The organism is Synechococcus sp. R6-7 (genome assembly GCF_047461695.1).
Taxonomy (GTDB): Bacteria; Cyanobacteriota; Cyanobacteriia; order Thermostichales; family Thermostichaceae; genus Thermostichus.
In genome coordinates this window covers 1-11,435 of sequence record NZ_JANSHS010000143.1, presented here as the reverse complement: position 1 = coordinate 11,435, position 11,435 = coordinate 1, and the positions used below count along the sequence as shown (strand labels likewise).

General features: G+C 60.3%; 12 protein-coding genes and 1 tRNA gene. 6 read left to right on the top strand and 7 right to left on the bottom strand.

The window, feature by feature from the left end; translation table 11 throughout:
- Positions 1–315: 315 nt before the first annotated feature.
- From NW815_RS04870 to rplS, 4 genes are all read right to left on the bottom strand, one after another.
- Entirely contained in the window at positions 316–738 is a 423-nt protein-coding gene (locus NW815_RS04870) for a hypothetical protein (protein WP_414344534.1), read from the bottom strand.
- Between the two features lie 402 nt (positions 739–1,140).
- Positions 1,141–1,959, bottom strand: a complete 819-nt coding sequence (locus tag NW815_RS04865) for a tetratricopeptide repeat protein (protein ID WP_414388622.1) — start codon at positions 1,957–1,959, stop codon at positions 1,141–1,143.
- A gap of 69 nt (positions 1,960–2,028) precedes the next feature.
- Positions 2,029–2,101 (bottom strand) — tRNA-Trp (locus NW815_RS04860).
- A gap of 67 nt (positions 2,102–2,168) precedes the next feature.
- Complete coding sequence (rplS, locus tag NW815_RS04855; protein WP_414344540.1) at positions 2,169–2,534, bottom strand: 50S ribosomal protein L19; 366 nt, start codon at positions 2,532–2,534, stop codon at positions 2,169–2,171.
- A gap of 178 nt (positions 2,535–2,712) precedes the next feature.
- Here rplS and NW815_RS04850 point away from each other — a divergent pair, with 178 nt between their 5' ends.
- Together NW815_RS04850 and NW815_RS04845 are read left to right on the top strand one after the other, a co-directional pair.
- Positions 2,713–4,086, top strand: a complete 1,374-nt coding sequence (locus NW815_RS04850; protein WP_414388621.1) for an efflux RND transporter periplasmic adaptor subunit — start codon at positions 2,713–2,715, stop codon at positions 4,084–4,086.
- Positions 4,083–5,294, top strand: coding sequence for an ABC transporter permease (locus NW815_RS04845; RefSeq protein ID WP_414388620.1), 1,212 nt, complete (start codon positions 4,083–4,085; stop codon positions 5,292–5,294). Before NW815_RS04850 ends, NW815_RS04845 begins: the two co-directional genes overlap by 4 nt.
- Here NW815_RS04845 and NW815_RS04840 read toward each other — a convergent pair.
- Positions 5,291–6,799 carry a UbiD family decarboxylase gene (locus NW815_RS04840; protein ID WP_414415769.1) on the bottom strand — a complete coding sequence of 503 codons (1,509 nt, stop codon included), beginning with the start codon at positions 6,797–6,799 and terminating at the stop codon, positions 5,291–5,293. The two genes, NW815_RS04845 and NW815_RS04840, sit on opposite strands and share 4 nt — an antisense overlap.
- Before the next feature lie 18 nt (positions 6,800–6,817).
- A complete protein-coding gene (locus tag NW815_RS04835; protein WP_414388158.1) occupies positions 6,818–7,714 on the bottom strand; it encodes a carbohydrate ABC transporter permease in 897 nt (298 codons plus the stop codon).
- Between the two features lie 221 nt (positions 7,715–7,935).
- Here NW815_RS04835 and NW815_RS04830 point away from each other — a divergent pair, with 221 nt between their 5' ends.
- A complete protein-coding gene (locus tag NW815_RS04830) occupies positions 7,936–8,271 on the top strand; it encodes a YbaB/EbfC family nucleoid-associated protein (protein ID WP_414344527.1) in 336 nt (111 codons plus the stop codon).
- Between the two features lie 35 nt (positions 8,272–8,306).
- A complete protein-coding gene (recR, locus tag NW815_RS04825) occupies positions 8,307–8,906 on the top strand; it encodes a recombination mediator RecR (RefSeq protein ID WP_414374697.1) in 600 nt (199 codons plus the stop codon).
- 13 nt (positions 8,907–8,919) lie between these two features.
- Here the strand turns inward: recR and NW815_RS04820 are convergent, their stop codons facing one another.
- Entirely contained in the window at positions 8,920–9,498 is a 579-nt protein-coding gene (locus NW815_RS04820) for a hypothetical protein (RefSeq protein ID WP_414388156.1), read from the bottom strand.
- Between the two features lie 238 nt (positions 9,499–9,736).
- Here NW815_RS04820 and frr point away from each other — a divergent pair, with 238 nt between their 5' ends.
- Both frr and NW815_RS04810 read left to right on the top strand, forming a co-directional pair.
- Positions 9,737–10,285 (top strand): ribosome recycling factor, encoded by a 549-nt coding sequence (frr, locus tag NW815_RS04815; RefSeq protein WP_011429597.1) that lies wholly within the window; start codon positions 9,737–9,739, stop codon positions 10,283–10,285.
- Between the two features lie 231 nt (positions 10,286–10,516).
- The coding region (locus tag NW815_RS04810) for a DHH family phosphoesterase (RefSeq protein ID WP_414415768.1) at positions 10,517–11,435 on the top strand (919 nt) is incomplete at its 3' end.

The window sequence follows — 11,435 nt, the reverse complement described above, 5'->3', positions numbered from 1 at the left end:
TCCTGGTAACCGGAGCGAACAAAGCCCCCATCGTGAAAGAGGCGCTGACCACCGAGGCCCACCTACCCTGCCAGCGCGTAAACCCCAGAGGACGGCTGCTGTGGTTGCTGGATGCGGCGGCAGCGGCTCAACTGCCCCTGCCCTGTGTCCCGCTGCTCAGCTAAACAACAGGCGGGCTAACTGCCGATGGGATAGGATCCCCAGGCCCACCGCCCCCAAAATCATCCCAGCCCATTCCAGTGGCCACAGGTTTGATAGCCCCAGCGGCCAACGCACCAGGTTTCATGGGTCGAGAACCGGCGGGGCAGGGATCCCTCAGGGGTTGCCGGGCAAATTCTTCAGTACTGGAATCACCAGCTCTTGGACGGGCAGCGCTACGGGCTGGGCGGAGTCACTGCTCAGGGAGCTGGATGGCGCAGAAGGAGAAGAGCTGGGGATCTCGCCCATGGGCCGCAGTTGCCAGCGGATGATCTGCTCGCCGCGGTAAAAGGTGACCAACAACTGATCCCCTTGCGATTGAATTTGCCAGGTGCCATCACCGCTGGTTACCGAAATATGGCCGCCGGAAAAGGGTGCATCCAAAGCCGGCCCCGATTGGCTCCAGATACGCCCGCCACCCGTTTCCAAGATCAATTGCACCGTCGCCCCCTGCCCCTGGCCGCTCAAAATTTGGCCGGTTCCGCTCCAAACTCGGGTTTCCGTCTGAGCCACGGCGGGTTGCCCAAGCTGCAGAACCATGAGCAACAGCCCTGCCCAGCTCCAGTGATTTCGCAGCCTCCCTCTCCCATCAGGGAAGAAGGAAGAAGAGCGAGAGAAACAAGCCATTGCACTCACGTTGATACCACGCGCCGCGATAGGACTGAAACAGACGAAGAAGAAGGCGAAAAGGTGTCGCAGGAAGCAATCCCTTACACAGTTTTTTTCACAGCTCGCTGAAAGCCTTTGGGATCCCTCTGCGCTCTCTTGGCTCTGGGTTAAGCCTGCTGCTGGAATCCGCCCTCGGCTTGATCCCAATCTAGCAATCTCCATACCCCCAGCCAGGATGTAACCTGAGGCTCTAGCTGCGGGGATCCCCAGCAACTGTTTCGTCAATGCGCAGAGTCAAGACCCAGAGTGCCTCCGCCGCAATCGTAAGCCTCACTACTTGAGAGAAAGGAAACGCTCCAGAGCTGCCACCATTGCCGGTGGCCAACGGCGGACGGTTTTCACCCATTCCAGGTCGGCGTAGCGGGGATCCAGTCCTTGCACAGCCACCCAGTGACTTTCAGCCTCTCCCTGGCGACCCTGCGCCCAAAGAATGGCGCTGAGAGCAGCCCGCATATCTGGAAACTTCGGGTACTTGCGCACCAGAGCCCGCATCAAGCGCAGAGCAGCTTCTGTTTCACCCACCTGGTAGAGGCTCAAAGCATAGTTGGCCTGAGCGAAGGCGTAGTCGGGAGCCAATTCTGTGGCGCGGCGGTAGTCGGCCAAAGCCTGTTGCCATTGGCCCAGCCCTGCTTCCGCATTGCCGCGGTTGTTGTAGGCTGCCGCATCGTTGGGATCCAACTGCAACACTCGTTCGTAGTCTGCAATCGCCTCCTGCCACCGCCCCAACCCCTCCAAAGCAGCCCCTCGGTTGAGATAGGGATCCGGCGCCTCAGGGGCCAAACGAATGGCCTCAGCATAATCCTCCAGAGCTGCCTGCAGTTGGTGCAAGCTGACACGGGCGTTGCCCCGGTTGCTCCACAGGGCCGGGTTGTCCGGCTGGATCTGCAACAGTTGAGTCCACAGGGCTTCCGCCTGGGCAAAATCTCCCCTCTGAGTAGCCGCAAAGGCCTCCTCAAACAGTCGATCGATCTCGTGATCTACCCTGTTGCTCGCTGCCGTTGCCACCACACCCGATCCAGGCCAGACAGGGATCCCCAACCAAAGCAGCAGCCCCAGCAACAGAGCCGAGAGGACATTGGAGACAGACTTCATGGCCGCCAAAACCACCTCAGATGGGGTGTTTCCACCTTAAGCCATCGCCGCAGGGGGTCTGATGGTTAGCGCGCCCTGGAGGACTCGAACCCCCGACATCCGGTTTTGGAGACCGACGTTCTACCAACTGAACTAAGGACGCATTGGCCAAAGGTTACACCCGCTTACCCAGTGTAGCAGGTACACCTAATTTTCAGAGGAGCTGTTCCTCAACTATCTGGGCTCTCTGCCTTAGCCTTGATACGAGTGGCTTTGCCCACCCGATCCCGCAAATAGAACAGCTTGGCCCGGCGCACTTTACCTCGCCGCAGCACCTGAATCGACTCGATGCGCGGGGAGTGAATGAGGAAAACCCGCTCCACGCCGATTCCCTGGAAAACCTTGCGCACCGTGATGGTGCGGTTAATGCCGGAGTGGCGCATGGCAATGACCGTGCCCTCAAAGGCTTGCACCCGCTCTTTGCCCCCCTCTTGGATGCGAACTCCCACCCGTACCTGATCGCCAACCCGAATCTCCGGCAGATCCGACTTCATCTGGGCAGCTTCAATGGAGCGGATGATCTCCTCAGCATTGATGCGAACGTTCATGGCTTTCCCGCGCTACCGGCAGTTAACCATGGTAACAATCGTCGCTGTTTTTTGTACAGAGCTGGCCGACATAGAGCTCAAGAGGTGGGAGACTGTGTTTACGCTTCCCCCATTTTTCCAATAGGCTAGACAAAGATAAAGCTTTTGTTACAAACGGGAGACTTTTGTGATCCTGCACACCGATGAGCCCAAGACGGGATCCCTGTCTACTCCCAGGCCTGCAGATCAGCCTCTGCCCCAGAGCAAACCCCGCCGCCAGAGATTTCCCTTCGGCTGGATGCTCTTGGGCTTGCTGTTGGCCGGCCTAGGGGGCAGCGGTCTCCTGATCCAGCGTCAGCTGCAGCAGCAGAGGGCAGAACGGCTGGAAAGATTGACGGTACCGGTTCAAGTGGTGGATCTGACCCAACGCCTGCGGGTGAGCGGCCAGGTGCAGCCGATCCGCCAGGTGAATGTCAGCCCCCGCGAGTCGGGTCGCTTGGCGGAGCTGTTGGTGGATCAGGGAGATGAAGTGGTGGCAGGGCAGTTATTGGCCCGGATGGACTACGGCGATCTCGCCAGTGGCATTCGCCAAGCCCAAGCCCGCATTCAAGAGCTGCAAGCCCGTCTAGCGGAGCAACAGGCCGGAGAGCGCCCCCAGGTGATCGCGGCGGCCCAGGCCAGGGTGGATGCTGCCCGGTCGCAGGTGGACTTGGCTCAGAGGGAGTTAGAGCGCATCCAGGCCCTGGTGCAGGCGGGGGTGGTAGCCCGCAGCGAGCTGGATCAACGCTCGGCCCGCCTGGAACAAGCGCAAGCGGATTTGCGAGCTGCTCAACAGGAGTTGGAGCGATTGCAACTGGGGAGCCGCCCGGAAACCCTACAGCAAATTCAAGCCCAAATTGCCCAGGCACAAGCCGAGCTGGCCCAACGGCAATCCCGGTTGGCTGACACCGAAGTCCGCGCCCCCTTTTCCGGTGTGGTGGTGCAGCGCTTTGCCGAGGTGGGATCCTTTGTAGCTCCCACAACAGCAGCTTCCGATGCCACCGCAGCTTCTTCCAGCTCCATTTTGGCGCTGGCTCAGGGAATTGAGGTGCGGGCAGAAGTGCCAGAAGCCCAGATTGCCCAGGTGCGGGTGGGTCAGCCGGTGGAGATCCGCTCCCTGGCCTACCCCGACCGCCTGGTGCAGGGGCGGGTGAAGCGGATTGCACCCGCTACGGTGGTGGTGCGGGAGGTAACCGTCTTCCGCGTCTTCGTTGAGCCGGAACCCGGAGCTGACTTTTTGCGCACCGGCATGACTGTTTCGGTGGATTTCATTGGGGATCCCCAGCCTCAGGCTCTGACGGTGCCCTCAGTGGCTATCCTCCGGGAGGAAAGCCAGGAAGGCGTGCTCCTGCTGGATCCCCAAAGCCGGCAACCTGTCTATCGCCGCGTGGAAACGGGCATCACTCAGGGTGGAGTTACCCAAATCCTCTCCGGTCTGCAGGCAGGGGATCGGGTCTTTACTGCCCTGCCTCCTGGGGTGAACCTAGAGACTTTGATTAAAAGAGCGGAGCAACAGCCATGAGCCTGGCAACGGCGGCCAAAATGGCCTGGCAAATGGTGCGACGACATCGCCTGCGCACCGGGCTGAGCATGCTCGGGATCCTCATCGGCAATGCGGCGGTGGTGGCCATTGCCGGATTTGGCTATGCTGCCCAAGAGATGGCAGTGGATCAATTTCGCTCTCTGGGCACCAACTTGCTGATCGTCTTTTCGGCCAACTTGGGCCTAGCTGATGCCGGCAACATCCGCCCCCTCACCTTGGAGGATGTACGGGCTATTGCGGCGGAAGTGCCTGCCGTGTCAGCAGCTGTCCCCAGCCTGGGCACCAATGTGCGCGCTGTGCGAGGTGGAGTGGATCGCCGCTATGAGGCCACCGGCACTTGGCCGGAGTATTTGTCGGTCTTGAACCTGGAGATCGAGGCAGGCCGCTTCCTCTTGCCCTCGGATATCGAGGAACAGCGCCCGGTGGTGGTGCTGGGCAGCGATGCCGCCAGCCAGTTGTTCGGCCTGGATCCCACCGCTGCTATTGGGGAGACCGTCCTACTGAACAATTTGCCTTTCGAGGTGATCGGCACTTTGCGCTCGAAGCCGACGGTGTTTGGCAACAGCGATGCCGGAGTGTTTCTGCCGGTGGACGTGGTGGCCAATCGGTTGGTCGGGCGACGCTCCCCCTACGGCACAGAGCTGACGGCGATTTTCGTCTCGGCCCGCTCTGAAGCCGATCTGCCTGCTGCCGAGTTCCAAATCCGCAACCTGCTGCGCCAGCGGCACCAATTGGTGGGAGAAGATGACTTCATCATCCGCAACCAGAAAGTGCTCCTGGATGGGTCGGCCAGGATTTTGAGCCTGTTGCGGGTGCTGCTGACGGGCACGGCGGCCCTCTCCCTGCTGGTGGGAGGGGTGGGGATCATGAATGTGATGCTTATCTCGGTTGCGGAACGCACCCATGAAATCGGGCTGCGCAAGGCGATTGGGGCGGATAGCCGGCAGATTTTGCAGCAGTTTGCCGCCGAAGCGATTTTCATTGCCGCGACCGGGGGAGTGCTCGGGATCCTCCTCAGCAGCGGCCTGCTGGTGGCGGTGCAGGTATTCACCCCCTTGGCGACCCAAGTCGATGGGGTGGCAGTGGGAGTGGCGTTCTCCCTTTCCACTGGGATTGGGCTGGTCTTCGGCATTTTCCCGGCCCGCAAAGCGGCGCAACTGGATCCCATTGAGGCCCTGCGGGCTTAGAGATCGTATCCAAACAGGCGGGGATCCGCCGGCTGCCCATCGAGATCCGCCAGGCCATATTCTGCCCAGCGGCGATCCACCAAGCGGGCCACCTCTGGATCTGGAGCAAGGGGCTCCCGCCAGGGAGCATCGGTTTCCGGGGGGATCTTGGTGGTGGCATCAATGCCCATCTTGCCCCCCAGACCCCGTTTTTCGGTGGCAAAGTCCAAGGTGTCAAAGGGGTTGTCCGCCAGAATAAACACATCCCGCTGCGGATCCACCCGCGAACACAGACACCAGAGCACCTGCCGTGGATCCCGCACATTGATATCCTTGTCCACCACGATCACAAACTTGGTGTAGCTAAATTGGGGCAGGGCGCTCCAAAAAGCCAAAGCCGCCCGCCGCGCCTGGCCAGGGTAGGCCTTGTCGATGGAGAGGATGGCTGCTTTGTAGCCCAGCGCCTCCATCGGCAAAAAGAAATCTACAATCTCCGGCACCTGCTGCCTGAGGATGGGGGTGTAGATGCGGTTCAGGGCCAGCGCCATCATGTCGTTTTCTTTGGGGGGCTTGCCGCTGAAGGTGGTGAGATAGATGGGATCCCGGCGGTGGGTCAGGCAGTGGAAGCGAATCAGAGGGGCCTGCTCGTTGCGGGGGCCGTAGTAGCCGATGTGATCCCCGGCAGGCCCGTCGGGGGCCACTTCCCCAGGGGTGATGGTGCCCTCCAAAACGATCTCAGCATGAGCCGGCACCTGCAGATCCACCGTTTTGCACTGGGCCAGGTGCAACCCTTCTCCGGCGTAGAGACCGGCAAACAGCCACTCGGACAGATCCACCGGCAGAGGTGTGGCCGCCGCCAGAATCACCACCGGATCCACCCCCACCGCCACCGCCACCTCCAACTTTTGGCCCAGGGCCGCCGCTTTGCGCAGATGCCGAGTTGCCCCCCGCACCGACAGCCATTGCACCGTCATGGTGTTGCGGCTTTGCAACTGCAGGCGGTACACCCCCACGTTGGGGATCCCATTTTCCGGGTCTTTGGTGACCATCAGGCCCAAGGTCAGCACCCGTCCGGCATCGCCGGGGTAGACCCGCAACAGGGGCAATTGGGTGAGATCGACTTCCTCTCCCCGCCGCACCACCTGCTGACAGGGAGGGATCAGATCCCGGCTGGGTCTCGCTTTGAAGACGCTAAGCAGCGCCTGTCCCAACTCCACCGCCTGGGCAAAGCTCCGCGGTGGCCGCGGCTGGTAAAGCAGGGCCAGCTTTTTTCCCAGTTCCTCCAGCTCCTGCGGCTGCTCCATCCCCATCGCCCAGCAAATGCGCTCCACCGTGCCCAGGGTGTTGATGAGCAGCGGCATTGAGGATCCCTTCACCCGCTCAAACAGCAGCGCCGGCCCCCCGCAGGCCAAGAGGCGATCGGCAATCTCGGCAATTTCCAGATCCGGATCCACTTCTGCCGAAATGCGGCGGAGCTGACCACGGGATTCCAGCAGAGCAATAAAACGGCGTAGATCTCTGGGCATGAAAGGGAACCTAAGGGCTTACTTGTCGCGATTGAGGGCTAACCCGCTCATGAAGGGCTTCTGCAGCGCAATAAACACCAGCAGCGGCGGGATACTGGCGATGATCGCTCCCAGCATCATGGGGCCATAGGAGGCCGAGCTATCCAGATTGAGCAGGGATTGCAGCCCCACCTGCACCACTTGTCGCTCTCGGCCTTGCACGATCAAGCGGGGCCACAGGTACATATTCCAAGCGTAAACGAAGTGAATCACCGCCTGCGCCCCAATCGCGTTCCAGCTCAAAGGGATCAGCACCTGGGTGAGAAATTGCAGCGGGTTGGCCCCGTCCAGTTGGGCCGCCTCCGCCAGCTCGCGGGGAATGTTGGAAAAATGCTGGCGGAACAAAAACGTGGCCGTGGCGCTGGCCAGAAAGGGCACGATTAAAGCGTAGTAGGTGGATCCCCAGCCCAAGTTGGTGACCAACCGCAGCAGGGCAATGATCAAGATTTCTGTGGGCATCATCAGCGTGATCAGCACAAAGCCGAAGGCCAGCCCTTTGCCGGGAAAGCGGAAGTACACAAAGGCCAGCCCGGCTAGCAGCGACAAAACCGTCTTGCCCACCGTGATTGCCACCGCCACGATGGTGCTGTTGACCATGTAGTGGCCCAAGTGCCGCGCCACCATCACCTGATGCCAGTTGAAGGCAAAAGAGGAGCCAAAGGTCAATTGATAGCGGAACACCTCGGCATTGTTCTGGGTGCTCACGAGCAGGGCGTACAACACCGGAAATCCCAGAACCAAGCAGGCCAGCACCAGGCCCAAATGCACATACCAACGCTCCGGGATCCAGCGCCGCCAACGCCAGGGAGAAGACTCCACCCGAGTTGAACTGGGCTGGGCCACTTGAGATCGGGGATCCTGCAACAGTTGGGCCATGGCACCTCCAGACGGCGAACACCGATGAGCAGATGGGCTTTTGAGTCGATCTTTGGCTTCTCTTGAGAGGATAATCTGCCAGAGTTAAGGGCAACCTAAGGAAGGCCGGTCGCCTTAGCGGTGCGGAGCACTTCTGGCCTGAACTTTCGAGTGCTTTCACCGGCGATGGGGAAACGGGTAGAGTAGAACAGCAGTATCTGGATAACCCAAGAGAGGATCCCATGACTCGAGGCTTTGGCCCCTTCGGCAAAATCCAAGAAGCGCTCAAGAAAGCCCAAGAGGTGCGCGATGGCGCTCAAAGGCTGCAAAAAGAGCTGGAAGAGATGGAGATCGTCGGCGAAGCCGGCAATGGGCTGGTGAAAGTGACGGTCAACGGCAACCAAGAACCTCTCAAAGTCTCTCTGGATCCCCAGATTCTCCAGGAGTCGGTGGATGTGGTAGAAGACTTGCTCCTGACAGCAATGGTGAACGCCTACACCCAATCTGCTGAGACGATGCGCAAACGCATGGAAGAGCTGACCGGAAACATCAGTCTGCCGGGGTTGGGACTGGGTTGAGCCCCACTTGCTTAACCCCGCTTGCTTAACTCTGTATGTACACTCGCCCCTTGGCTCGCCTCATCGAAGAGCTGCAACGGCTGCCCGGCATTGGCTCCAAAACCGCTCAGCGCCTAGCTCTCCACTTGATCAACCGGCCTGCCGGCGAGATCGAGGCCCTGGCCAAAGCCCTGCTGGAAGCCAAGCAGACGGTTCGGCACTGTTCCATCTGCTTCAACTGGTCAGCGGAGGATCCCTGTGAGATTTGCCGTTCGCCACAGCGGGATCCCTTGCTGTGGTGCGTGGTGGCCGACGTCAAAGACTTGATTGCGATGGAGCGCACCCGCGAGTTCAAGGGGCTTTACCACGTTTTGGGTGGCCTCATCTCCCCCATGAACGGGATCGGGGTCGATCAACTGCACATCCGCGAGCTGGTGGCCCGGGTGGCACGGGAAAAACCGCAGGAGCTGATCTTTGCCATCAGCCCCAGCGTAGAGGGGGAAGTAACCATGCACGTGGTCAAGGATTACCTGAAGCCGGTTGCCCCCACCTTGCGCATGACCCGCCTGGCCTTCGGCCTGCCCATGGGATCCGAGCTGGAATACGCCGACGAGGTCACCCTGGCCCGTGCCCTGGAAGCCCGGCAGGAGTTGTGAGCCGCCCAGCCCATCAATCGCAGCCGGTTACCCCCTCCGCGCAGTAGGTGCTCCACCAGGGGTTGAAGTTGGCAGGATCCTCGGGCAGAGTGCTGATGTTCAGAAGTTCCTGGAAGCTGCTGTTGCGGCCTCCGTAGCGCAGGTGCATGTGCACCGGATCCCCGTGGGGTGCCCGCAGAATCACATAGGTGAAGGTCTCGCAACTGGCGTCTGCTCCAGGCTGCAACTGAAACAGATCCCAGATGGAACTGAGGGAACGATCGGGGTAGTAGAAGGGATCCGGCGCAGCCCCCCGATAGGCGTAGCGACAATTTTCCGCCAGGGGCTTTTTCCCCTCCAGATCGGCGTAGAAGGAGAAGAACTCCATCTTCTCAAACTTCACCCGCTTTGGATTGCGCGGATCGTTGGCCGATTGTTCCAGGGACGTATCCAGAGTGAAAACACCATCAATTCCCAGGTAGGGCACTTTATAAGCATTGGGGGACACAATCTGCAGCTCTAAGGCTGCCGCAGCCGCTCCAAAACCCAAGAGACTCAAGCTGCCGATCAGCCAGGCTAGGGCCGTTGAAGAACCAATTTGGCGAGAGAGCATAAAACTTTGTTGTGCCTGTGTTGTGCAGTAAACTGCAGAGCAGTTTAGGGGAAGCTTTGAGCTCGTACCATCCCACTGGGGGGCATCTGGCGAGAAATTCGCCGACTGCAGGTGCAGCTCTGAGGAACGGGATCCTAAGACAAGGCGGTAGAATTGAGGTCAGGCTCACCGTAGAGGGGCCAGGTTGGCTGCCCAAGCCTGACTGTCTGGAAACTGTTTTGAAAGCGAGGAAAACCCCGTGGAGCTAGCTGAGATTGAGGAGTTGATGAACAAAGCTGTGCAAGCCACACAGCGCTCCTTTAATACGGTACGCACCGGGCGGGCCAATTCCAGCCTGCTGGATCGCATTCAGGTGGAGTACTACGGCGTGCCCACTCCCCTGAAGGCCCTGGCCAGCCTCACCACGCCAGACTCCAGCACTCTCTTGATCCAGCCCTTTGATCCCTCGACCCTGGCGGCCATTGAGCGGGCCATTGTTGCCTCTGACCTAGGTCTAACCCCCAGCAACGACGGCAAGGTGGTGCGGCTCACCATTCCCCCCCTGACAGAAGAGCGGCGCAAAGAGCTGAGCAAACAGGTGGCCAAGCTGGCCGAAGAGGGGCGAGTCTCGATCCGCAACATCCGGCGGGATGGCATCGACTCGGTGCGCAAGCGGGAGAAAAACGGCGAGCTGTCTGAAGATGAGTCCAAAAGCTTGCAGGATGCCATCCAGAAACTAACTGACCGCTACATTAAGAAGATCGATGAGCTGCTGGCAGAAAAAGAAAAGGAGCTGACGACGCTGTAAAAGCTCCTTGTGGACATAACTCCCCACGCTACTGGCCTGCTTCTGCATAGCCGTAGGACGGGGTTAAAGACCCCATTTTTTGATCAAAACTCGACACTCATCCCGAAACTTCAAGGTTTCCACTTGCCCCTCGAAGTCGGGCAGCCGTTCGTTTCTCCTCGTCCAATTCCAACAAGAGGGATCCTGGCTTGGGCCAGGATGGAAGAGCGGAATACGACAAACCTTGCCGCAATGGATCTGATCCTGTGCCATCAATCGGCGGATTTCGACACCCTAGGGGCGGCGGTGGGAGCGGCGCGCCTGTATCCGGGTGCCCGCATTGCCTTGACCGGGGGATCCCTGCCGGGGGTGCAGGAGTTTTTGGCCCTGTACCGAGATGAATTTCCCCTCATTGAGTTGCGCTCTGTGGATCCGGGACAGGTGCAGCGGTGGATTGTGGTGGACTGTCACGATCCGGATCGCTTGGGCAAAGCTGCCGCTTGGTTAAGCGTCCCCGGCGCGCAGATTGAGATTTTCGACCATCACCCCAGTCCACTGGATAACTTTTGGCCGCAGCAGCAGGTCAACAGCCATATCGAGGCCGTGGGGGCCACCTGTACCTTGCTGGTGGAGCGGCTGCAGGCTGCTGGGATCCCTCTCAGCCCTTTTGAGCGGCTGGCGCTGGCTTTGGGCATTCACATGGATACGGGATCCCTGACCTTCCCGGAGACCACCGCCCGCGATGCTGCTGCCCTGAGCTGGCTGTTGGATCAGGGGGTGAACCTGGTCTTGTTGCGGCGCTTTTTGGGGGATGGCCTCACCCCAGAGATGCGCGAGCTGCTCAGCCAGGGGTTGGCCCAGATGCAGGTGCAGCAGGTGGGGGAGTATCGCCTGGGAGAGTGGCTGCTGGAGCTGCCGGAGTTTGTGCCCGGCTTGGCTGGCCTGGTGATGCGGCTGATGGATCTGACGGGAGTGGATGTGCTGCTCTTGGTGGCGCGGCAGGGGGAGCGGCTCAGCCTGATCGGGCGGGCGCGGCAGGAGTTTGCCCAGTTGGGCAGGGTGATGGCCCTCTACGGCGGGGGTGGACACGATTGTGCTGCAGCAGCCACGTTAAAAGCCAGCCCAGAGCAGCCTTTGCCCGACCCGGCCCAAGTCATGGCGGCCCTCAGGC

What these genes read in the sequence shown, in the direction of transcription:
- NW815_RS04870 (WP_414344534.1), bottom strand. Translation starts at nt 738, where the DNA reads ATGGTTCTGCAGCTTGGGCAACCCGCCGTGGCTCAGACGGAAACCCGA.
- NW815_RS04865 (WP_414388622.1), bottom strand. Translation starts at nt 1,959, where the DNA reads ATGAAGTCTGTCTCCAATGTCCTCTCGGCTCTGTTGCTGGGGCTGCTG.
- NW815_RS04845 (WP_414388620.1), top strand. Translation starts at nt 4,083, where the DNA reads ATGAGCCTGGCAACGGCGGCCAAAATGGCCTGGCAAATGGTGCGACGA.
- NW815_RS04840 (WP_414415769.1), bottom strand. Translation starts at nt 6,799, where the DNA reads ATGCCCAGAGATCTACGCCGTTTTATTGCTCTGCTGGAATCCCGTGGT.
- NW815_RS04835 (WP_414388158.1), bottom strand. Translation starts at nt 7,714, where the DNA reads ATGGCCCAACTGTTGCAGGATCCCCGATCTCAAGTGGCCCAGCCCAGT.
- NW815_RS04830 (WP_414344527.1), top strand. Translation starts at nt 7,936, where the DNA reads ATGACTCGAGGCTTTGGCCCCTTCGGCAAAATCCAAGAAGCGCTCAAG.
- recR (WP_414374697.1), top strand. Translation starts at nt 8,307, where the DNA reads ATGTACACTCGCCCCTTGGCTCGCCTCATCGAAGAGCTGCAACGGCTG.
- NW815_RS04820 (WP_414388156.1), bottom strand. Translation starts at nt 9,498, where the DNA reads ATGCTCTCTCGCCAAATTGGTTCTTCAACGGCCCTAGCCTGGCTGATC.